This is a genomic window from Hyphomicrobium sp. (assembly GCF_035687085.1).
In the GTDB taxonomy this organism is placed as follows: domain Bacteria; phylum Pseudomonadota; class Alphaproteobacteria; order Rhizobiales; family Hyphomicrobiaceae; genus Hyphomicrobium_B.
In genome coordinates this window covers 180,924-202,890 of the sequence record NZ_DASRYS010000010.1, presented here as the reverse complement: position 1 = coordinate 202,890, position 21,967 = coordinate 180,924, and the positions used below count along the sequence as shown (strand labels likewise).

The window sequence follows — 21,967 nt, the reverse complement described above, 5'->3', positions numbered from 1 at the left end:
TTGAGCTTCGCTAAGCGGCGGCCAGGGTCTTCGCCGGCGTAAAGCGCGCCATCACGCGTTTCACGCCGAGCGCAATCCACGTGCCCATGCCAATGAGCCAAGCAACGGGATCCACGACATAGTCCCACAGATTGACGCTGTGTCCCGCGCCCAGAAGAAAGGCAGCGATCGCAACATTGAGCACCAGCGCCGTGATCAAATACCGGCGGAAGATTGCGTAAGCGAGAATGGTTGCGAGTGCCAAAGGCAGCACGTAGCCGCTGTAGCCGAGCACGTAGGTGTCGTAATCCAAGAAGCCCACCGCGGCCGGATAGAGGATGGTTCCGGCAATCGCGAGCATCAGCGTGGCGAAACGGAACTCTGCCGATGCTCCAGGCTTCCAGTCACCGATGGTCGCAATGGCCAGAACGATGAGCACCACGAGACCGGGCAGGGACGGCCGCTCGATAGCTGAGGTCGTCCATTCCAGCAGAGACCGGGTGGAGATCCCGATCACGAGAGCGATCAGAATACCGGCGAGGCCGAAAACGGCGCGCCACACAGGCGACCTTGTGAACAGGCCGGCAATCGCGGCCGAGACAAGGAAGATGACCAGGGTAGCGCTGGCGCGGTTCAGCAGGAAGTCGATAGTCATCATCGTTGCTGCGCCGTCTGCGGTTGCATGCGTTGTTGTACCCAGGCGCTGGAAAAGCGAACGTGGTTGATGGACTTCAGCGGCCGCGAATAAACGATGTCGAACTGGCCGGGCGCCGATGCGATGAGATAGGGATACGTAACTGCGCTCTTTCTATTCTCGCCATCCATCCGCGCGACGACTCCCACGCGTTGGAAAGCTTTGCCTTCAAGATCGGTCAGCGCCAGCGTGATGTTGCGCTCCAGGAGAGGATCGTCATTGAACGCCAGCAGAATGTGCGTTGAATCATAGCGCACCGCCGATATCGGCCCGCCAGGGTTGGGAAGATCGACCGGTGCGGAATGAGACCACGTCTTTCCTCCGTCCGATGTCCGCGTGATGAGAACGCTTTGCGGCTGACGCAACCGGCGCACGAAAGCAATCGCAGTCGACGGCCCGGTCGGAACAATCGATGGTTGGAATCCGACTTTGCCGCCGCTGCCCATGCGCCGCCGGTCGACCACGCGTCCGCTTTGATCGAGCACAAGCAGAACAGGATACTTGCGGTTCATCTCATGATAGGCGGGCAGCCCGATACGCCCGTCGGAAAACATGATCGGGACCGACTTGGTCAGATGTGAAATGTTCAGGAAGGGTGATGCCTGAAGCCTCTCAGCATGCCCCCATGTGCGGCCGCCGTCGTGGCTCCGGATAAGTCCGATCTCGCAAGTCGCCCAGCCGCTCAATCGAGAGGCGGCGAAAAACAGCCAGATTTCGCTGTCGGAGCGGCGGAAGGATACGGGGTTGGCAAGGGACTTGATGGTGATGCCGAAGTCCCGGCTGACCTGCGCGCTGTCCGTGACGACCGACTGAGGCGACCAGGTTGAACCGTTGAAGCGCGAGGAAACGAGTTCAGCATCGTGCGCGCCTTCATAAGGAGCGCGGTACCACGTCGCCAAAAGCCCGTCCGAAGTCGCGATGACCGAAGACCCATGCACGAATTGCTTCTCGTCCGCGGCGGTGATGACCTCAACTCGATTATCAAGAGAGCCGATCACCGGCGTGACTGGAACGTCGAATGCAAACGTCCAGGGTTCGTGCTGCGGTGACATCTTATGAAACAGCACGGCCATGAGGCCTATTGAGCAAGCGAGCATTGCCCAAGGGGTCCAAGCCGCCCAGCTCGCAAAGGCTCTTGTGCTGGGAATCGTCATCGAAATAAGTGTCCCCCCGGAAAGTGCATGTGGGGTATAGGCGCCTCGTTCCCCTGTCAACGAGACTGGAACGGCGCCGCGTGCAAATGCCGTCGCGAATATGCGAAACAGTGTCGAGCTGTGGCTAACGGGTCAGAACGACGAATTCCGTACCGCCACCGTTCTCATGGGCCGGCAGCTCGCGATCGGAAATGATCAGGGACGCACCTGGCCGGGCAAGCTCGGTAATGGTCTGAAGGACATCATCGGGAATCGTAAAGGCGTTGAGAGCCTCGGTCGCCATTTGAACGTTGTTGGCGCGGCCGTGAGCAGTTGCCGTTTTGCTCTTCTTCTTTTTGCCGTCATCGAACGGATGGCCCGGAAGAGGGGTCTGAGCGCTGACGAGCCGCCAGTCGAAGGTGTTGGGATCTGCGCCATACCGCATTGCCGTGAAGACGTGCGTCCCGACTTTATGCGGCAACGGCGCAACCTCGATAGGCGCTTCGAGTAGCGGGTCGAATCCCTGGCGGATGTAGAGTCTCTGAGCACGGAGGCTGACGAGAACCGAGATCGGCTTCGACCTCAGCCGCATTTCTCGATCGGCATCGGCAAGCGAAGCCTTAGCAGACGTCAAATCCGTTTGCGCATCGCGCAGGGCCTCGGCAGCGCGATCGCGTGCGGTTTGCGCGGCAGAATATGCAGCCTGAACCTCGGCAAAGCTCATTTCGCTCTGCGCGGCGCGCGCCCGCGCTGCATCGGCTTCGATCGTCAGATCGAGCAATGTGTCCTCAAGTACGCTTTCGCGGTCGAATGAGCCATCAACGTCGCTGCCGGACGATCGCAGATCAGCAACCATTTTCGGTTGCGGCGCCGAGCCTGACATGTAGGCCTCGAACGCTTTGATCGCATCCTGCTGCCGTGCCTCGGCTGCGGCCAGCGCTTCCTTGACCGGGGCGACCGAACGCCGGGCCATTTCGTAGCGCGCGCTCGTCGCTTCGAAATCTTTTACTGTCGTCGCCACCTTTTCCTGAGCAGCAGCGAGCGCCGCTTGCGCGGTCTTCAGCGACGCTCGCGCACGATTGAGCTTTTCCTGCATGATCTGATCGGCTTCGGCCCGTGTTGCCGGACGGCGCTGCAGATCGCGCGGCATATCCGCGACCGCTCGAATGAGCGCGGGAGAGACGCCGATGAACAGCGGCAATCCCTGTTGAGCATCAGATGCGGACCCGTCGTCCGCCTGATTGCTATTGACGGCGATCTGCGCGGGCTTCGCCTGTTCGGACTTCAGCGCCGATACTTCATCGGCGGGCAGGGGCTTGAAGAGCTTGGGACTGTCGAACGCGATGGGCTCTACTTCCTCGGTGGTGATGACGGCTCTCGTGCCGATCTTCGTCAGTCCGAAGAGTTTCTTTGCAAAGGCGAAGGGAAGGCGAACGCAGCCGTGAGACGCGCGAAAGCCAGGCACCACGCCGGCGTGGAGCGCGATGCCTGACCACGTGAGGCGCTCCATATAGGGCATCGACGCGCCGGCGTAGATGTTGCTCGTGTGGTAGACATTTTTCTCCAGGACGGAGAAGACGCCGGTGGGCGTATCAAAACCAGGCATGCCGGACGATATGCGCGACGAGGTGATTTCGCCGTCCGCATCGTAGACGCGGATCTTCTGCTTTTTGATCGATACGACGAGCAGGAGCGGCGACGAAGGCGGCGTGATGACCGCGCCGGGTCCGGGAGATTTCAGATTTTTGAGGATGCTGGATCGGGATTTGGCATCGACGGCAGATGAGCTGAGGAAGATGCTTAAGACGAAGGCGCCTGTCGCGATTGAGCGCAACGCCGGCGAAACTCTGCCTTGGAACTTGCTCGAACGACGCACGCGACCCACCCGACGCCGAAATGACAACACCGTCAGAGCACCGGCATCGGGAATCTCCCCTCTGCCGACGGTAGGAATTGGCTATCAGAGCCCCGTCAGAAGGCGCAACCACAGTGCCGCACCGCTGGTGATTCGGAGGCGGAGATGTGGCGCTAATTCAACTCTTTCGCCCAGATTAACTGATTAGCTGTGGATGGTCAGTGGAGAAATTTACCAACTGTCCGCGTTCCTGAAAGCCGCCAGAGCTGGCGGCGAGGCGATAGGTTTCGTAAACTGCGTTCTTAAAGGATCATCGCCGGGGTTGGATCTCCCGGAACTGATCGTTGGAATGCCAGGCGCGTGCGCCGATTGGAGTAAAATGTCTATCCACGTCAAGCGCCGCCGGCTCATGGCGCCCGACATCGCCGCCCAAAAAGGCGGGGAGCCCATCGTTGCGCTCACGTCCTATCACGCGCACACTGCCGCGATCGCCGACAACCATTGCGATTTTCTGCTCGTCGGCGACAGCCTGGGCATGGTGATGCACGGCTTCGAAACGACCGTGCCGGTTCCGCTCGAGCTGATGATCATGCACGGCCAAGCCGTCGTGCGCGGATCAAAACGGGCTCTCGTCGTCGTAGACATGCCGTTCGGCACCTACGAGGAGAGCCCTGCGGTTGCCTTTCGCAATGCTGCGAAGGTCATGAAGGAAACCGACTGCGGCGCCGTGAAGCTCGAAGGCGGCAGGCGCATGGCCGAGACGATCCGATATCTCGTCGAGCGCGGCATCCCCGTGATGGCGCATATCGGCCTCACCCCGCAGGCCGTGAACGTACTTGGCGGCTTCAAGACACAAGGCCGCACCATCGATCAGTGGCAGGCCATCGAGGAGGATGCGCGCCTTGTCGCCGAAGCGGGAGCTTTTGCCGTCGTTTTGGAGGCAATGACCGCTCCGCTTGCCGAGCGGATCACCAAGGCTATTCCAATTCCGACGGTCGGCATCGGTGCCTCCGCCGGCTGCGACGGCCAGATCCTCGTCATGGAGGATATGCTGGGCCTCTCGCCACACGTGCCGAAGTTCGTAAAGAAGTTTGGTGCCATCGGAGCCGCGATCGACGACGCAATTGCTTCCTACGCTCAGGAGGTTCGCGCCAGGACGTTTCCGGGCAAGGAGCACATATATAACCTGAAGAACGACGAGGCCGAACCCGCTCTGGCGGCCGCTCGAGCCACGAAAAAGCCCAAGACCACGAGCACTTAGCGGGATTGGGTCCAGGTTTATAAACGGTTGCGCAAAGGAAACTTCGGGCGAGGGCTTGCCGGGAGCGCACGCTCCGGTATCTATGCCCCCGCCAGCCGGGCTGATTGTGAGACTATTCTCCTTGAGCTCCGGCGTCTGAATGAGGTTTGAGAGTTAATGGCCGACCAAAATGACAGTCTGCTTCGCGAGGTCCGCGAGGAACTCCGCCGCGAGCAGTTGCAGAAAATCTGGCAGCGCTACAACGTCCTGATCGTGGGCGCGGTGGTGCTCTTCCTCCTTGCTGTGATCGGCTATCAGCTTCTTGAGTCCCATCGCATCACAGCCGCCGAAACGGGCGGCGCCAATTTTGCGGCTGCCGAGAACCTGAGCGATCAGAAGAAGAAAGACGAGGCCGAGAAGGCTTTCCAGGCGATCGCGGAAAGCGGTCCGGCCGGATATGCCGCCCTGGCTAAGCTGCAGCTTGCCGGCACCCAGGCCAAGGACGGCAAAACTGCGGATGCCGTTGCAACCTATGACTCGCTCGTGAAGCAGTCGGGTGCCGATGATCTGTTGAAAAGCTTCGCTCAGTTGCAAGCCGCCTCACTTCGGATGGCAGATGCAGACTATGAGGAGATTCAGAATCGTCTGACGCCACTTATCGGCGAGGGCGAACCTTTCGATAAGACCGCGCGCGAGTTGCTGGGCATCGCGGCCTATAAGGCGAAGAAGTATGACGAGGCGCGAAAAAATCTCGAACCTCTGCTTCTCGATCCGACAGCCTCGGATGATCTTCAGCAGCGCGTTAAGATCGTCATGGCGAGCATAGCTGCTGAGGAAGTCGGCGCGAACGCTCCGTCGGCCGCGCCGCCGTCATCGGCGGCCGCAACCGGGGCCGAGGCTCAGAAGCCGGCCGACGCCGGCAAACCGGCCGAACCTGCTAAGACGGAAGCGGGCGCTGATAAAAAGTAGAACCGCGAAGCGGTGAGGGGAGAATGGGGTTGGGCAAAGGGGGACACCAGATACGAGCGGGCGCGTCGTCGCTATTTGCGATCATCGCCACCATATCGCTCGGCGGCTGCGCCAGCGATGGTCCGTCCCTGCCTAAGATCAGCGAACTCAATCCCTTCAAGGAAAAGCAGACGCCGTTGCCTGGGCGCCGCATTCCGATCGTCGAGACGACGGAAAGCATTTCTTCCAATCTGGCCGATGCGAATGGGCCGATCGTAATCCCATCGCCACGCGCTAACGATTCATGGTCACAGCCGGGCGGCGAACCGGGCAACGCGCCCGGTAACCTCGCACTCAACGGCCCACTCCGTCAGGCATGGAGTGCGAGTGCTGGCGAAGGCTCGTCGAAAACCGGCCGCGTGACGGCAAGCCCAATCGTTTACGACGGCCGCATCTACACGCTCGACGCCGCCGCGAACGTCGCTGCCTTCTCGCTGTCGGGCTCAAAAGTATTTTCGATTTCCACGAAGCCCGAGACGACTGTCGGGCTGGGCGGATACGGCGGCGGCCTCGCCGCCGAAAACGGACGGCTCTATGTCGCCAATGGCTATGGCGTGGTCGCAGCTCTCGATCCGGCGTCGGGCAAGTCGATCTGGACCAAAAGCCTTGGCGTTCCAGTCCGCGCCTCGCCGACCGCCGCCGGCGACCGCCTTTACGTTATTACGGTGGATGGCAGGTTCTACTGCTTGAGCGGAGTTGACGGGGCCGAAATCTGGTCGGCGCGCGGACTGCCGCAAACGGCCAGCCTGATGACCTCCTCGAGCCCCGCCGTCGATCAGGACGTCGTCGTCGTGCCGTACCCCTCAGGGGACATCATGGCGTTCAAGCTGTCCGACGGTTCGACCATTTGGACCGAAAATCTCTCGCGTACCCGTCAGACCTCGCAGATCGCCTCCATGAGCGACGTCGCGCGTCCGGCGATTGAAAATGGGACAGTGTACGCAGTCGGTCATGCCGGCCGCATGGTCGCCACCCAGGCCAAGTCGGGGGATCGGCTCTGGTCGGCCACCATTCCAAGCTCCGAGGCACCCTGGGTCGCGGGCGACGCCGTCTACGTCGTCGATACCGGTGGCCGCCTCATGGCGCTGAACCGCACCGACGGCAAGACGCGTTGGACGACGCAGCTGCCCGCGGCCAAGAGCTATGCGGGGCCGGTCATGGCTGCTGGGACGCTCTGGCTCGTCTCCAGCAAGGGCGAAGTGGTGAGCGTTGATGCCGCAACCGGCAAGATTGGCGGCCAGCTGAGCGTCGGCGACACGGTTTATATTCCGCCCATCGTGGCGCAGGGCAGAATGTTCGTTTTGACGGATTCCGCGAAACTCGTCGCCCTCAACTGAGAATTGGGCTAGGAGGTCAGCGTTGGCTTGCCGCTGTGAGCGGAGAGGCAACGTTCCCCCAGCAATCGAATTCTTGTCGGCTCTCTTTTGAACCTCTCTGATCACACTCCCGTCGTCGCCATCGTCGGACGCCCCAACGTTGGCAAGTCGACCCTCTTCAACAGGCTGACCGGAACGCGCGCGGCCCTCGTCTCCGATCTACCGGGCCTGACGCGCGACCGCCGCGAAGGGACAGCGGACCTCTTCGGCAACGAAATTCGCCTCGTCGACACTGCCGGCCTGGAAGAGGCGCAGCGCGGCTCGATCGCCGACCGCATGCGCAAGCAGTCCGAGCAGGCCATCGCCACGGCCGATCTTGTCCTTTTCGTCATGGACGCTCGCGCCGGTGTCACCGGCTCGGACAAGGAATTTGCCCGCATCGCGCGGCAGTCGGGCAAGCCCGTCGTCCTCGTCGCGAACAAGGCCGAAGGCCATAAGGGCACCGACGGCGTGCTCGATGCCTTCGGGCTCGGGCTCGGCGCGCCGATCGCTATCTCCGCTGAACACGGCGAGGGCATCGCCGATCTCGCCGACGACGTGCTGGCTGCGCTGGGGTTGAAATCTGCGCCCTCGCAGCGGAAGCGCCGGTCGGCCGACGCCGAGCCGGCAGGAGAGAAGCCGGAAGAAAAGCCGCAACGCGAAAAGCGCATCCGCGTCGCCATCGTGGGCCGTCCCAACGCCGGCAAGTCGACGCTGGTCAACGCGCTGCTCGGCGAGGACCGGATGATCACCGGGCCCGAGCCGGGGCTGACGCGCGACAGCGTCTCGAGCGACTTCGAATACAAGGGCCAAGCGATCCGCTTGTTCGATACCGCCGGACTTCGCCGCAAGGCCAAGATCACCGAAACCGCCGAGAAGCTCTCGGCGAGCGACGCCGTGCGCTCGATCCGTTTCGCCGAGGTCGTCGTGCTTCTGATTGATGCCGAGCGGCCGTTCGAGCACCAGGACCTGACGATCGGTCACCGCGTGACCGAGGAGGGCCGCGCCCTCGTCGTCGCGATCAACAAGTGGGACCTCATTCCCGAAAAGCAGAAAACGCTGAAGGAACTGAAGGCACGCGTAGCCGAGAGCTTGGCTCAAGTGCCGGGGGTTCCGGTCGTCACGATCTCGGCCCGGTCGGAGAGCGGGCTCGACCACCTGATGCAGGCCATCGCGAAAGTTTACGAGACGTGGAATCGCCGTGTTTCGACGCCTCAACTCAACCGCTGGCTCGACGGCGCACTGAGTCGCCACTCGCCGCCCGCCGTTCACGGACGCCGCATCAAGATTCGCTACGTCACGCAGCCCTCGACTCGCCCGCCCACGTTTGTTGCATTCTCGCAGCGCGCGGAAGCGCTGCCGCAGTCCTACGTGAAGTACCTGACGAACTCGCTTCGCGAGACGTTCGATCTTCCTGGCGTTCCCATACGCTTCAGTCTCCGCGCCGGCGACAATCCCTACGCGCCGAAGAAGCGGTAGAGCGAACTCAGCGCAACATCACTCCCGCAAATTCAACTCGCGTGAGCAATTCCTCGTGCTCACGCGGAGGAAAAAAGTTAATTTTCGAATCGGGTTCGTTCGCGTAGAGGACGCCAATCACGTAACTACGAGGGAAGACTTATGAAAAAGCTTGATGCGGCGCTGGTGTCAGTCGTGCTGGCAGCAGGCACTGCTCTTTTTGCCGGTGCGGCTGCCGCTGCCTATAACGCCAAGGTCAGACAGGCTTGCGCGGGTGACTACCAGAACTTCTGCTCTCAGTATTCGCCTGACAGCACTGAACTCCGCCGCTGCATGGAGAGTAACAGAAAGGGCCTGACGCACACCTGCGTGACGGCTCTGATCGACGCTGGCGAAGTCCCGGCGAAATATCTCAAGAAGAAGTAAGCCCAAAAGATCGCAGCGGGCGGGAGCGCGCGGCATCATGAAAGCCGCCATGCTCACCGCCCGCACGGGCGTCAGCCGATCAACTGGCGCCGCTCCGGACGGGGTTAGATAGGGACCCCCGGCCGCGGTTCAAGACCTGGCCGTCGAGTCACGGCTCCAGCTTTCTCGCAAAAGGTTGCGTTCCAGCCTCCGCTGCGCCATGCAAGCGGCATGGACGTCCTATTCTACCATCTCGAGCAACAAACGCTTGAGCGCGTTCTCCCGAGTCTTTTGGAGAAAACGCTCGCGCGCGGATGGCGTGCAGTAGTCCAGGTCGGCAGCGAGGAGCGCCTGGAAGCGCTCGATCAGGCGCTCTGGACCTATGCCGACGACAGCTTTCTGCCGCACGGAACCGCGCGCATAGGCCATGCGAGCGAGCAGCCGGTCTATCTGACGATGACGGACGAGACGCCCAACGGCGCGGGCGTACGATTTCTCGTCGATGGCGCTGAGGCGCGCGAGTTCAAGGGAGCCGAACGGTTTGTCTATGTCTTCGACGGACACGATCCCGATGCCGTCGCCATCGCGCGCGCCCAATGGAAAGCTGCGAAAGCGGCGGGATGCGCGGTCACCTATTGGCAGCAGTCGCCGGCGGGGCGATGGGAACAGAAGGCTTGAAACCGCCACCCCGCCGCAGCGCGGGGTGTTGCGGATGACGAACGCGGTCCTCGAAGCATGAATTATCACCACGACTATCACGCCGGCAATTTTGCCGACGTCCTGAAGCACGTCATCCTCGCGCGCGTCCTGACCTACATGAAGCAGAAGCCGCGCCCGTTTCGCGTCATCGATACGCACGGCGGGGCTGGGCGCTACGATCTCGCCGGCACGGAAGCGATGAAGACCGGCGAATGGCAGGAGGGCATCGCGCGCCTTTACGACGCCGAGCTGCCCGCGCCCGTGGCCGAACTGCTGGCGCCCTATCTCGAAACCGTCCGCGCACTGAATGAGGAGGAGCTGCGCTACTATCCCGGAAGCCCGCTCATTGCGCGCCATCTCATGCGGCCCGACGACGTGCTCATCGCGAACGAACTCAATCCTGAGGAGTTCGCCCGGTTGAAGGCGGAGCTTCGCCGTTTCAAGGCAACGAGCGTTCTCAATATCGACGCCCGCCACGCAGTGAAGTCGCTGCTGCCGCCGAAGGAACGGCGCGGTGTCGTTCTGATCGATCCGCCATTCGAAGAGCGCGATGAATTTTCGGATCTTGCCACCGCCTTAGATGAGGCTATGACGCGCTTTGCCTCCGGCACCTATGTCATCTGGTACCCGCTGAAGGATGAAACGGCGGCGGACCGCTTCGTGGCTACGGCCACGTCTCGCCCTGGGCTCGAATTCCTCGACGTCAGGCTCGCCGTCATGAAATCATTCGCGGGCCTTGGCCTGACGGCTTCCGGCGTTCTCGTGATAAATCCGCCGTACACGCTCAAATCCGAACTCGAAACGATCATGCCTGTTCTGAGAGATCAGCTGGCGGAGGGTTCAGGTGCGAGCTTTGCTTTGAACTCAGCTGTTCAATAATGCTAAGAATGATCGCTACGCAGCATTTCGTCTTGCAAGGTGCCCGTATTTAAAGGATAAATTGCCGCACGCTAAGGCGGGCAGCGGCAAGGTAGCTCCCGGCGCGTTCAAAAGAACCGGCGCTTTTTTCGCGACCCGGTAGATGCGCATGGGAACATTTGGCTCCGAGGTCCGCCGCGGTGTCGATGCGAAGCTTGGAGCAAGCTTCCATTGTATGCCGGGCCGCCAGGAGACGATGTATGCGCCAGACAGGTACCGTTAAATTTTATAATTCCCAGAAAGGCTACGGCTTCATCAAGCCGGATGCAGGGGGCAATGACGTTTTTGTGCATGTAACCGCAGTTGAGCGATCCGGAATTGGTGAGCTCAATGAGGGGATGCGAATTTCATTTGAGACCGAGCCCGATAAGCGCGGCAAAGGTCCGAAAGCCGTCGATCTTCAAAGAGCCGGCTGAAGTTCGTTGCGACAACCAATTGCTCGCGCTGCAACTCGCGTTGCGGCGTCAGCTTAGTATTGCCGTGAGAAATTCCGCGTCGCTTTGACGTACGAATTGAAGCGCTCGAACACGATTTGATCCCTGCACTGCCGCAGTTGGGAAACAGCGCTTCGCGTGCGTTGCCGCTATGATGCGTATGGCCAGATCGAACGATGCGAAGGTCACCTTCGGAGCATTTGGTCTGTTCCGTAATTGGAAGCTTCGAACCCGAAGCTTCAAGCAGTGGTGTGACGAAAGCCTACAAATCCGAGACGGGGAGCGGCTCGCCGGGAAGCGCATCATTGAGCGTTTTTCCGCGAGATCTCGGATACGGGCTCGCACATCCGGTCCAGGGGAACGAAAGATATGAAGGCAATCATTCGTACAGGGTTCATCGCGTTCGCAGCGGCGATGGCAATGGCTTCGGGCTCTGCGCACGCAGGCTGTGTCATGGCCGCCGGCGAGTCCGTCATGGTCACGGAAGATCTCGCAAAGTATATGGCGAGCGCCGCGCTCAAGAACTCGATGAGTTCGCATGGCTGGACTCCGCACGGGGACGTCAAGGTTCAGTGCGATACGTCGTCGATCGGCCTCCCGCATTGCACGGCGCGTCAGAAGGCCTGCGGCTGAGCCGAAGCTTTTCTGACTAAGACCCGATCAAGCGGCTTTGAAAACGACCTCGCCGGACGGCCCGCCCGGCGAGTATTTTCTTGCGAACTTTTTATCAGCCCTTCGCGGTCGCATTCCGAACGGCACCCACGATCACGTCAAAAGGCCGCCGCTGACGCCGCATCCCAAAATCTGTGTGATGATCGCCGCCTGATCGAGGGTGCTGCCCGCTGAACCCGTCGGGAAGGCGAGTTCGAGAAGCTGTCCGCCGATGCCACCGCCCACGACACCCGCGATCGCGTTGCCGAATGTTCCAAGGCTCAGCTTTCTGAATAAAGCCCCGGCGACATTGCCGCCGAAGGCCCCGCTTATGAGCTGAAGGATCAGGAGAGCATAATTCATCCGCCATCTCCGCGACGCCTCGGGTCGAACTACAACCGTATGAGCAGGTCAGCTGCTTCCGCACGCCCAATCCGTGTGAATCCTACCACACTCGCCGGGAGAATCGCTGGAACTGCGCTCGCTGAGCGCATCGCTATTGGCCGGGCCGTTGTTAAGAAGTGACAGCCTTGCGCCAATTGACAAGGGCAACCATTTCTTCAACTGGCGCAGCGATAATTCGATTATCTATAGAGACGCGACTTACTGAACGCCGGCGAAGAGAGGCTATTGCGATGAAAATCAGGTTTATTTCGGCCATCGTCGCGAGCGCCTTTGCGTTCGGCATCGCTGCCCCCGTAATGGCCGCCGATGGCGGTCAGCCCCCGCCGGACAGCTACGCGATCCGCAAGAAGCGCGGCGGCTATTCCTACGATAAGGCTGATTCCGTAAACACTTACGGCACGCCCTCGCGCCGCCGTCACGTCGGTCCCCCGTCCTTCCGGGAGCAGACCATCGCTGGCCCGTTCGACAACAGCTTCTTCTTCGATTCGGGCGTCGGCAGTATCTACGGCGGCAACTCTCCATACATGCACTGACCCGATAGGCCATTGGTTTACTTGAGCATAACGGCCTGGGCGGCCCGCTTGGCTGCCCGGTTTCTGTGAATTCTCCGCACCACTCTCGACAAACATGTCAACTGGTGCGCTTGCGCCACTCGCCCTCGGCTTCCCATTGTGCTGACAATAGAAAGTCAGCCTGGCTCAAGGTGGGGTTTGAGGGAGAATTACGTTATGCGCTCGGTCAACTTAGTTTCCGCATTGGCATTGGCCGCGACCTTCGCTGTTGCAACGACGGTATCTGCAAATGCGGAGTGCAAGCGCTACGGCTTCACGGTCAACGACTACGGCAAAGAAGGTCCGACCAAAGACGCCAAGGATCTCCTCGACAAGCTCATTCAGTCGAAGATGGCCGAGCGCGGCGTGAGCGACTACCGCACGGGCAAGAAGAGCGTCTCGTGCGAGCTGTTTTTGAATTTCATCGTTTTCGATGAGCACACCTGCACCGCCGAAGCGACCGTTTGCTGGGGCGGTTCCACGCTTCCCAGCTCCGAGCAGTCATCGGCGGACGATGCCGCGCCGGCAGCGAAAGCGGTAGCCGATACCGCACCTGCCGAAGAGAAGCCGGCGAAGAAGAAGGCGACCAAGCAAGCAGCCGGGCAGTCCGATACGGCAGCACCAGCTGTCCGTAAGACGGCTCAGCCTGTGCCGGATCCGAAGTCGGTCTTCACCAAGAAGAAGTCAGAGGTGAAGCAACTCGCGACCACGCCGCACGACAGCGCGGAAGCGACGGCAGCTGAAGCAACCGTTGCGCCCATCGGTGGTGCGAGCAGAGTTGAGACCGGTTCGTTGCCTGAAGTGCCTGCGACGGCCGCGAAACACAAAACGCATCAGAAGCCCGTCGTCGATTCACCGGCAACGGTGCCTGCCAAGCCGGAGGCAAGCAGCGATGACGACGCCGGCTATCCGACGCCATTGCCGCCGCAAGAGGGTGGCGACGCGCAGTAATTAGAGCGCAGTCCGCTCGCGAGTGATTGCGAACCGCCGATGATCTCAGGCGGCGGTTCGGATCTCGAGCAGCTTCATCTCGACGATCTGCCGGTTGAACGGCTTCACAAGGAAATTGTCGGCGCCGTGCGCGAACGCGCGCTTGATTTCCAGCGGATCGTTTTCAGTGACGACATAAATGATGTAGGGCCGGCTATCGAGCGGCAGCGCGCGCATCTTCGCAATGAGCTCGAGGCTGTTTGAGCCGGGCATCCGCCAATCGACGAGGATATAATCCGGCGCTTCCGACCTCAAACGCTCCATCGCTGCGATGGCGCCGTCGGCTTCGCTGACTCTGAAGCCTAGGTTCTCGAAAATGAGCCGGGTGTATTTCCGGATGATCTCTGAATCATCAATGACAAAGCAATGAAGCATATGCAGGGCGTCTCGCGAGCAGAGTGCTGCACCAATCGACAGCAAGGCGACCAGAAACAATCGGACGATGTTCTGAAAAATGCGCCAAATTTATTAAGGTGCTCTTAAGACGTATGGCGGGAATGGGCAGCGACCAGCGATGGCCGATCGCTGCCTTTCGCTTCACCCCGCAGGCTTCGCGACGAGAAGGATGTCTGCGCCGTCCTTGAGGATCTCGAGCCTCATGCCTGCCGATGGCGCAATGCGCCACGTGTAGTAAGCCTGGATCGTAATCGCATCCAGAGCGAGCGGTTTGCCCGCAACGAAGTCCGTCAGATATTGCGGCGGCCGCGCGGCCGTGCCCTTGCAGCGAATGAGAAAGGTCGGCTGTTCGAACGACCCGCCGATCGAAACGTCGATCTCCCCGCCGCGCGGCAACGCCGTCACGGCAGACGCAATAAGGTTGAGCAGCAACTTCACCTTGTCTTTGACGATGAGGCCCGGCGCGCCGCGCCAGATGAGCTTGTGCTTGCCCTGCGTGATGCTGACGAAGCCGCGCGAGATCTTCTCCGCGGTCGCAAGATCGATCATGCTGCCAGCCGAGCCCGCAGCGCCAAACGCAAAGCGCGCGAATTCCAGTCGCGCGGAAGCCTGCTCCGTTACGTTACGAATGACGTTCAGCGCATAATTCTTGGCCTGCTCGTCTTCCTCTTCGTCGAGGATCTCCAGTCCGTTGAAGATGGCGCCGACCGGATTGATGATGTCGTGACAGATCTTGCTTGAGATCATGGCCGCGAGTTCGAGATCTGTCGGCGGAACGCGCTGGTTCATTGGAAGCCCTTTTCTGAGATGCTCTTGGCCAGAGCGTGCGTCAGCTCAAGCGCGACAGCGCGACGCGAACTGGCGGGGGCCGCTTGCGATAATGCCCTATGCTCTGATACATGCGCCGAACGACGGTTGCCAAGTCTTGCGGCCAATGGGCTCCTGAGGCCCGGATTTTCCTGGAAGACATGGGTCTTACGCGCCACGGTGCAGCTGCGGCGCAGTAGACCTCTTCGTATCGCGGGCTCGCTCCGTGCAAACTGATTCGAATTGAGGTTAGCTTCGCGATGTCGCCAATCGACGTCAACGATCACGATGCATTGATCGCTGCCTTGCTTCCCGCAGTCCGTGCCGCAGGCCGCCTCGAGATGGCGCATTTCACCAACGGCGTGAAGTTCGAGAAGAAGGCCGATAGATCTCCCGTGACGGCCGCCGATCAGGAGGCCGAGGCTATTCTTCTCGCAGCCCTCGCTCAAGTCGCGCCCGATGTTCCCGTCGTCGCGGAAGAGCAGATTGCAGCAGGAGGCGCATGCGAATACGCCAAGCGCTTCTTTCTCGTCGATGCACTCGACGGAACGCGGCTCTTCATTCGCGGCAAGCCCGAGTTTTCAATCAACATCGCGCTCGTCGAGGACGGCAGGACACGCTTCGGCTTGATCTATGTGCCGCCCACCGAGCGGTTGTTCGTGACGCGGTCCGATGGCGGCTCCTACGAAGCGCGCATGGCCCCGTCCGATGAAACGCCATTCGCAGCGCTGAAGTTGAAGCGCCTGCAAACGCGCAAACCAGATCCTTCAGCACTCGTCGCCTTCAACAGCCGCGGCACCGGCAGCGCCAGCGCGAGCCTGCTCGACGTGCTTGGCGTGAAAGACGCAAGGCCGCTGGGCTCCTCGATGAAGTTCTGCCTGATCGCGGCGGGCGAGGGGGACCTTTACGCGCGATTTGGTGAAACCTACGAATGGGATACCGCCGCCGGCCAAGCGATCCTCGAGGCGGCAGGCGGCACGGTCGCGAAAATCGACGGCACACCGTTGACGTATGGGCACTTCGATCGCGGCTATCGCAATCCGTACTTCATTGCTTGGGGGCGGCAACCGTTGTGGCGGGGCGGTGAGGCCGGATTGCCCGCGCCAGGCGCATAGGCAACGCGGATTGGCCATACTTTAGCAACACATAGCGGCGAATCTGTAAAATAGAGGCGAACACTCGTTTGCGGCCGGGGGCGGCACGCACGGCGTGCAGCGGCTGTACGAGAATTTTGTCGAATAAGAACAATGAGGGGTCTCAGCCGATGCGGCACCGCGGCTTCGACAGAACAACGCGAACGAAAGGTGCGGCCTACGCATCCATCCTCGGCATGGTTGCGTGCTTGATCGTGGGCGGCTCGACCGCGGGCGCGCAGGACGACGCCTATAGGCCGCCTGCAGACACGTACACGGGCCAAAGCGGCGTCGACAGCTACCGCACGCCTCCGCCAGATGATCGCTACGCCGCGCCGCCGCCGCGCAGTTCGGGAGGCGGCGATCCCTACGGCCCCTATAATGGCCCACGCGACCAGGGAGGCGATCCAGGCGGCTATGGCATCCCATACGCGCCGCCGCCCCCAACGGCGGGCCGTGGCGACGGACCTTACGATCCCGGGCCAGCGGTGGACCGGAATTCCTATTCGCAAGACGAAATCATCGGTGCCGGCCAGCATTTCTTTGGCAAGGTCAGCGGCGGACTGGCCTCGGCCATCGAATGGGCTTTCCAGAAGGCCGGCAGGCCAAACGGCTACATCCTGGGCCAGGACGCGGCGGGCGCCTTCGTAGCCGGTCTCGCCTATGGCGAAGGCACGCTCTACACGAAGGACGCGGGCTCGTTCCGGGTCTATTGGCAGGGCCCGTCCGTCGGCTATGATTTCGGTGCGGACGGTTCGAAAGTCATGACCTTGGTTTACAACCTCCGCGATCCTAATGACATTTTTGATCGATTCGGAGGCGTTGAAGGCAGCGCTTATCTCGTCGGCGGCGTCAGCGTTCAGCTGCAGAAATCCGGCCATGTTACATTGGCGCCTATAAGGGCGGGTGTGGGCTTAAGGCTGGGTGCCAACGTCGGCTATTTGAAGTATACAAGAAGCCCGACCTGGAACCCATTCTGATGGCGGTGGACAGCGCACTGCGGGTTGGGAATTGCGGTGAAGCTCAGACCCGGGCTTCACTGCGTGTTTGGGAATGGTACCGCCGGCGGGGGCCGCGAAGCTTTTCAATTCAGGGCGACTTTTCTTGATAACCCTTTCCGCCGCGATGCTCGTAGTGCTGGGCTTCTTGATCGCGGCCTTGATCGTGGTTTTGCTTCTGCCTGCCTACAGGCGGCGCATCGAACGCTTCACCTCCGAAGCGCTGAAACAGACGTTGCCGCTCACCGAAGCCGAAATCCGCGCCGATAAGGATCGCCTGCGCGCCGGCTTCGCCATGGAGGTCCACCGCCTCGAATCCAAGCTGGAAGAAGCGAGCCTGACGGCCGCGCGCCAACGGGTCGAGGTCAATCGCCGCGACGCCAATATCCAGGAACTGACCGAGGCCATCGCTGACCAGAAGATGAGCGTGGAGGAGCATGAGAATGCCCGCCGCGTTCTCGAACAGGCGATCCTCGACAGATTGCCCAAGGTCGAGCAGCGCCTCGCCGAGACCCGCAAGCTGCTAGCCGTGCGCGACCGCGAGATCAAGACTTTGTCGGCGACGAGCGCCAAGCAGGCCGCCGCGCTGGAGGAAGCCACTCAGCTCAACAAGCAGCGCGAACGCGAACTCGCGCAGCTGCGCACGACGCTTGAAACACGCGCCGTCCGCAATCGCGTCATTGCCGGAGGCCCAGCAGCGGAAAGCGACATCGCGCTGCGCACCGAACTCGAGGCCATGCGCGAGAAGACGCGTGAACAGGCAGCTCTGATCGAGCGCTTGAAAGGGGCAGCCGCACTGGCCCAAGCGCCCGATCGCGACGAGCAGAGCGCCGAAATCAAGCGGCTGTTGCTGACGCTTGCAAAGACGGAAGCAGAACTCGCCTCTCTTAAGTCTTCGATCGGCAGCGAAGATGCGGAGAAGATGGCGCTCGAAGATCGGATCTCCGATCTCCAAACCGCGGTGGACGCAAAGTCCGCCGAGACGGCGAAGCTGAAGGCGGCGCTCAAAGTCTACGAGGAGAAGGACGCTGCACCGCCAAGTCTCGCGGAAAAAGCGGATTTGAACGCGCTGCAAGCCGAACTTGAAAATCAGCGGCGCGTCATCACCGAGCTTCGCGCGGAAATCGCATCCGGCCAGGAACGACTATCGCGCCAAGCCCTGCGCTTCCATGAAGAGCTTCGCCGGATCAACCCCGAACAGGCCGGGGAAACGGCGGCCGAAAAGGCGCCATCGCCGCGGCCATCTCTTGCCGAACGAATTTCGTCGAACCGCGGCCCGAAGCCAGCAGCAGCCTCGAACGACCACGCACCCGAAACTGCAGAGCAGCAGCGCCACGGAGCCTATATTCGCGCGCTCAACAGCAATGGCGTGAACGGCAATGGCGCGGGCGTCACGGCCGAGGGAGCTGCGGACAAGCCGCCGCCACTCCCAGCTGACGAAGCTCATGAAAACGCGAGCCCGCAGCCGCTGCCGCCTCAGCGGCCTCGCCTGCTGGAGCGCATCAGCGGCATCGACAAACGCTAGGGATCGTCACACCCGTTGGATCGCAACAAGGGGCCTGAGCGTTTCCGGCATTGCCGCGCTGGCCCAAATGACCGTTTGAGCCCGGCCGGCTAGGCACTACGTTTGAGCGCGTAAAAACCTTGCGAGTGACGCATGACCGAAGTCCACAGCCGGCATGACGAGCATGACGCTTCCCACGATCACGCGCATAGCCATAGCCACATGGGCCACATACACGCGCCCAAGGATTTCGGCTTTGCCTTCGCGCTGGGCACGGCGCTGAACATCGGCTTCGTCCTCGTCGAGCTGGTTACGGGTCTTCTCTCCAACTCAATGGCGCTCGTCGCCGACGCGGGCCATAACTTCAGCGATGTGCTGGGACTCGTCCTGGCTTGGGGCGCGAGCGTGCTCGTCAAGCGTCCCCCGACGCCCCGTTTCACCTACGGTTTTGGTTCATCGACGATTTTGGCGGCGCTGGCGAATGCCGGTTTGCTCCTCGTCGCGGTTGGCGCAATCGTGCTTGAAGCCATCCAGCGTCTGATCACGCCGGCCCCCGTCGAAGGCGGCACGATGATCATCGTCGCCGCTATCGGCATCCTGATCAACGGCTTCACCGCCTGGCTCTTCGTCTCGGGCAGCGAGCGCGACGTCAACATCCGCGGCGCCTATCTGCACATGCTAGCGGACGCTGCCGTCTCGCTCGGCGTTGTCATCGCCGGTATCGCCGTTGTTCTCACGGGTCTGAACTGGATCGATCCCGTCGTCAGCCTCGTCATCGCGGGCGTGATCGTCTGGAGCACGTGGGGGCTACTGCAGGATTCCATGCGCCTCGCGATGCAGGGCGTGCCGGTCACCATCGACGCCGCAAAAGTGCAGAAGCGGCTGCTGGAGCTTCCCGGCGTCGTCAGCATCCATGACCTTCACATCTGGCCGATGAGCACGACGGAAACGGCGCTGACCTGCCATCTCGTCATGCCGAGCGGCCACCCGGGCGATGCGTTCCTGCAAAGAACAGCGAAAATGCTGCACGATGAATTCGAGATCCGTCACGCGACCTTCCAGTTGGAAGTCAGCGAAGATGTCCCCTGCGGCCTTGGAGACGGCTGCACGCCCGCTGTTGGGCCGGTGTCACACGCCTAAAACCGGCCCGATCACAAGGCACGCGCAAGCCAAACCTGAAACAGATCAGTCAGTGTGGGACCTGACGGGGTGTGCCGTGAAAATTCTTCTTGTCGGCCATGGCTACGTAGGCAGCTACCTGTTGCCGGTCCTAGTTCAAGCTGGCCTTGACGTGTCGGTCTGCGATCAGAACGTCGATCGCCTCGCCGGCGTGCCGAATGCCATGCGCTGCCGCTACCAGGAATTGACGGTCTCCGACCTCGCCGATTTCAATGTCATCCTGTGGTTCGCCGGGCATTCGAGCGTTCCCATGTCGCTTGGCGATCCCGACGGCGCGCTCGCCAACAACTGCCTCGATCTTCTCCATTTCGCCCGGCGCAAACGGCTTGATGCGCGACTGATCTACGCCAGCACGGCGAGCGTCTATTCGGTGATGATGTCGGAGAACGGCATCGCGCCGCCCGCTCTTGACGAGTCCGAGACGCGGCTCGATCCGGTCAATCCGTACGACTGCTCGAAAGTGTCGATGGACGCGCTCGCGCGCTGTTTTGCGAACGCGATAACGGGCATTCGCCTCGGCACGGTTTGCGGCATGAGCCCGTACCTTCGCCCGGAGCTGATCTTCAATGCGATGAACATCGCCGCGATGCGCGACGGATGCGTGCAGGTCCGCAACCGCCGCTCCTATCGCAATATCCTCTTCCTTGAGGATCTCGCCCATTACGTTCTTCGGCTCATCGAGCTGCGCGACGATCTTCCGCCGATCCTCAATACCGGCTCGCTCAACATCAGTATCGGCCAGCTCGCGGATAGCATCGCTGCCTTCCACGGCGTGCCGGTGATCGACCACGGAAACGCAACGACCTACTCGTTCCAGATGAACTGTCAGAAAATACAATCGCTATGCGGCGCGGCACCCGCAATCAGCATGGCCGAACGCTGCGAGCGCTTCAGCCAGAGCTACCGGCCTGAGCTGAAAGCCGCATCATGATTGCAGACTGCGAACCACAGCGGACCTGCATTGTTTGCAATGGCATCGTTCAGCCATTGCTCGATCTGGACGTCCAGCCGCCTGCCAATCAGCTGCTCGCAACGCCTGACGAGCCGTACGAAGCCTTTCCACTCGGCTTGGCAATCTGCCCCGAGTGCACACATGGCCAGCTGACCCACTTCGTAGATCCGGCGAAGCTCTTCAAGCATTACCTTTATGCGAGCGGAACCAGCGGAACGCTCAAAGCCTATTTTGAATGGTTCTCCGATACGCTGCTGCGCGCGAGCAAGCCCGGCGCGCGCGTGCTGGAGATCGCTTCGAACGACGGCAGCCTTTTGGGCTGCTTGGAGGCGCGAGGCTTCGATGCGATCGGTGTCGATCCGGCAGAGAACCTCAACAAGGTCGCGACAGCCGCTGGCCGCAAAGTGGTCACCGGCTTTTTCCCTGAAGCGCGGCCCGAAGGGCAGTTCGACATCATCATCGCGATGAACGTTGCCGCCCACACGCCTGACCCGGCGACGTTCATGCGCGGCGTGCGCGAATGTCTGGCACCCGGCGGCGTTGCAATCATCCAGACCAGCCAGGCTCTGATGATTGCAAACGGCGAGTTCGACACCGTCTACCACGAGCATTATTCGTTCTACACGGTCGCTTCGATGGCGCGCCTGGCCGAGATCTGCGGCCTGCGCGTGGAAGCCTCCCAGCTGACGTCCGTGCACGGCACCAGCCTTCTTTCTTTCTTGCGACGGTCGGACGATCCGGCCCCGCCGTTCTCCTTCGACGGCGGCGAGCCATTCACAGCGGCATGGCCGTCTCCGGTGCCCGCGTCCCTCGCGCGCGACCTCTCCGGCGCTGAAGTCTCAAAGGCGTATGCAACATTTGCCGATGGCGCTAAGCGGGCGATGGCGACCGCAGCGGAAGCTGTGAACCGGCACCGCGCAGCAGGCCGCAAGATTGCGCTTGTGGGCGTTGCAGCCAAAGCGCTGACGTTCGTCCGCGCCGCCGGAATCGCGCCCGATGTCTACCTCGACGAAGCGGCCCTAAAGGTCGGCTTGACCGTTCCAGGCACACAACATGCGATCGAGCCATTCAGCAAAGCTGCGGAACTCGCAGCCGATACGACGTTTGTGATCGGAGCGTGGAACTTCGCCGATGAACTCATCCGCAAGATCACGCAGCAGAGCGCCGGCGCGTCGCCGAAGTTCATAATCTATTTTCCGCAGCTTCGTGAGATCGGGTGAGGC

23 protein-coding genes are annotated in these 21,967 nt (G+C 61.3%); 17 read left to right on the top strand and 6 right to left on the bottom strand.

The window, feature by feature from the left end; genetic code table 11:
- Nucleotides 1-10: 10 nt before the first annotated feature.
- The 3 genes from VFG26_RS08160 to VFG26_RS08150 form a co-directional block, all read right to left on the bottom strand.
- Entirely contained in the window at nt 11-637 is a 627-nt protein-coding gene (locus VFG26_RS08160; protein ID WP_325024105.1) for a hypothetical protein, read from the bottom strand.
- Nucleotides 634-1,746: a sialidase family protein gene (locus VFG26_RS08155; protein ID WP_325024103.1), complete on the bottom strand. Its 1,113-nt coding sequence runs from the start codon at nt 1,744-1,746 to the stop codon at nt 634-636. Before VFG26_RS08155 ends, VFG26_RS08160 begins: the two co-directional genes overlap by 4 nt.
- Nucleotides 1,747-1,951: 205 nt before the next feature.
- On the bottom strand, nt 1,952-3,640 hold the full coding sequence (locus VFG26_RS08150; protein ID WP_325024101.1) for a L,D-transpeptidase family protein: 1,689 nt from the start codon (nt 3,638-3,640) through the stop codon (nt 1,952-1,954).
- Nucleotides 3,641-4,040: 400 nt separating this feature from the next.
- On the opposite strand from VFG26_RS08150, the gene panB reads away from it, so the two are divergent.
- The 9 genes from panB to VFG26_RS08105 all read left to right on the top strand — a co-directional run bounded on the left by panB (nt 4,041) and on the right by VFG26_RS08105 (nt 11,811).
- Nucleotides 4,041-4,922 (top strand): 3-methyl-2-oxobutanoate hydroxymethyltransferase, encoded by an 882-nt coding sequence (panB, locus tag VFG26_RS08145; RefSeq protein ID WP_325024099.1) that lies wholly within the window; start codon nt 4,041-4,043, stop codon nt 4,920-4,922.
- Between the two features lie 156 nt (nt 4,923-5,078).
- Nucleotides 5,079-5,870 carry a tetratricopeptide repeat protein gene (locus VFG26_RS08140; protein WP_325024096.1) on the top strand — a complete coding sequence of 264 codons (792 nt, stop codon included), beginning with the start codon at nt 5,079-5,081 and terminating at the stop codon, nt 5,868-5,870.
- Nucleotides 5,871-5,893: 23 nt separating this feature from the next.
- Nucleotides 5,894-7,246 carry a PQQ-binding-like beta-propeller repeat protein gene (locus VFG26_RS08135; RefSeq protein ID WP_325024094.1) on the top strand — a complete coding sequence of 451 codons (1,353 nt, stop codon included), beginning with the start codon at nt 5,894-5,896 and terminating at the stop codon, nt 7,244-7,246.
- Nucleotides 7,247-7,333: 87 nt separating this feature from the next.
- On the top strand, nt 7,334-8,743 hold the full coding sequence (gene der, locus VFG26_RS08130) for a ribosome biogenesis GTPase Der (protein WP_325024092.1): 1,410 nt from the start codon (nt 7,334-7,336) through the stop codon (nt 8,741-8,743).
- 141 nt (nt 8,744-8,884) lie between these two features.
- On the top strand, nt 8,885-9,148 hold the full coding sequence (locus VFG26_RS08125) for a hypothetical protein (protein ID WP_325024091.1): 264 nt from the start codon (nt 8,885-8,887) through the stop codon (nt 9,146-9,148).
- Nucleotides 9,149-9,358: 210 nt separating this feature from the next.
- Nucleotides 9,359-9,805, top strand: a complete 447-nt coding sequence (locus VFG26_RS08120; protein ID WP_325024089.1) for a DNA polymerase III subunit chi — start codon at nt 9,359-9,361, stop codon at nt 9,803-9,805.
- Between the two features lie 57 nt (nt 9,806-9,862).
- Entirely contained in the window at nt 9,863-10,705 is an 843-nt protein-coding gene (locus VFG26_RS08115) for a 23S rRNA (adenine(2030)-N(6))-methyltransferase RlmJ (protein WP_325024087.1), read from the top strand.
- 239 nt (nt 10,706-10,944) lie between these two features.
- Nucleotides 10,945-11,160, top strand: coding sequence for a cold-shock protein (locus tag VFG26_RS08110; RefSeq protein ID WP_013948788.1), 216 nt, complete (start codon nt 10,945-10,947; stop codon nt 11,158-11,160).
- A 387-nt stretch (nt 11,161-11,547) separates the two neighbouring features.
- Nucleotides 11,548-11,811, top strand: coding sequence for a hypothetical protein (locus VFG26_RS08105; protein ID WP_325024082.1), 264 nt, complete (start codon nt 11,548-11,550; stop codon nt 11,809-11,811).
- A 132-nt stretch (nt 11,812-11,943) separates the two neighbouring features.
- On the opposite strand, the gene VFG26_RS08100 is transcribed toward VFG26_RS08105, so the two are convergent.
- Nucleotides 11,944-12,192: a hypothetical protein gene (locus VFG26_RS08100; RefSeq protein ID WP_325024080.1), complete on the bottom strand. Its 249-nt coding sequence runs from the start codon at nt 12,190-12,192 to the stop codon at nt 11,944-11,946.
- Nucleotides 12,193-12,464: 272 nt separating this feature from the next.
- Between VFG26_RS08100 and VFG26_RS08095 the strand changes: the two genes are divergently transcribed.
- Nucleotides 12,465-12,767: a hypothetical protein gene (locus VFG26_RS08095; protein ID WP_325024078.1), complete on the top strand. Its 303-nt coding sequence runs from the start codon at nt 12,465-12,467 to the stop codon at nt 12,765-12,767.
- 195 nt (nt 12,768-12,962) lie between these two features.
- Nucleotides 12,963-13,736 (top strand): hypothetical protein, encoded by a 774-nt coding sequence (locus tag VFG26_RS08090; RefSeq protein ID WP_325024076.1) that lies wholly within the window; start codon nt 12,963-12,965, stop codon nt 13,734-13,736.
- 45 nt (nt 13,737-13,781) lie between these two features.
- Here VFG26_RS08090 and VFG26_RS08085 read toward each other — a convergent pair whose 3' ends face one another.
- Together VFG26_RS08085 and VFG26_RS08080 are read right to left on the bottom strand one after the other, a co-directional pair.
- A complete protein-coding gene (locus VFG26_RS08085; RefSeq protein WP_325024074.1) occupies nt 13,782-14,150 on the bottom strand; it encodes a response regulator in 369 nt (122 codons plus the stop codon).
- 162 nt (nt 14,151-14,312) lie between these two features.
- A complete protein-coding gene (locus tag VFG26_RS08080) occupies nt 14,313-14,960 on the bottom strand; it encodes a histidine phosphotransferase family protein (protein ID WP_325024072.1) in 648 nt (215 codons plus the stop codon).
- 278 nt (nt 14,961-15,238) lie between these two features.
- On the opposite strand from VFG26_RS08080, the gene VFG26_RS08075 reads away from it, so the two are divergent.
- From VFG26_RS08075 to VFG26_RS08050, 6 genes are all read left to right on the top strand, one after another.
- Nucleotides 15,239-16,093, top strand: a complete 855-nt coding sequence (locus tag VFG26_RS08075; protein WP_325024070.1) for a 3'(2'),5'-bisphosphate nucleotidase CysQ — start codon at nt 15,239-15,241, stop codon at nt 16,091-16,093.
- Between the two features lie 149 nt (nt 16,094-16,242).
- Nucleotides 16,243-17,091 carry a DUF1134 domain-containing protein gene (locus VFG26_RS08070; RefSeq protein WP_325024068.1) on the top strand — a complete coding sequence of 283 codons (849 nt, stop codon included), beginning with the start codon at nt 16,243-16,245 and terminating at the stop codon, nt 17,089-17,091.
- Nucleotides 17,092-17,215: 124 nt separating this feature from the next.
- Nucleotides 17,216-18,634 carry a hypothetical protein gene (locus VFG26_RS08065; RefSeq protein ID WP_325024066.1) on the top strand — a complete coding sequence of 473 codons (1,419 nt, stop codon included), beginning with the start codon at nt 17,216-17,218 and terminating at the stop codon, nt 18,632-18,634.
- A gap of 132 nt (nt 18,635-18,766) precedes the next feature.
- Nucleotides 18,767-19,753, top strand: coding sequence for a cation diffusion facilitator family transporter (locus tag VFG26_RS08060; RefSeq protein WP_325024064.1), 987 nt, complete (start codon nt 18,767-18,769; stop codon nt 19,751-19,753).
- Between the two features lie 76 nt (nt 19,754-19,829).
- A complete protein-coding gene (locus VFG26_RS08055) occupies nt 19,830-20,723 on the top strand; it encodes an NAD(P)-dependent oxidoreductase (protein ID WP_325024062.1) in 894 nt (297 codons plus the stop codon).
- The gene (locus VFG26_RS08050) at nt 20,720-21,964 is read left to right on the top strand and encodes a class I SAM-dependent methyltransferase (protein ID WP_325024060.1); all 1,245 of its coding nucleotides are present in this window, start codon (nt 20,720-20,722) and stop codon (nt 21,962-21,964) included. Before VFG26_RS08055 ends, VFG26_RS08050 begins: the two co-directional genes overlap by 4 nt.
- Nucleotides 21,965-21,967 lie beyond the last annotated feature (3 nt).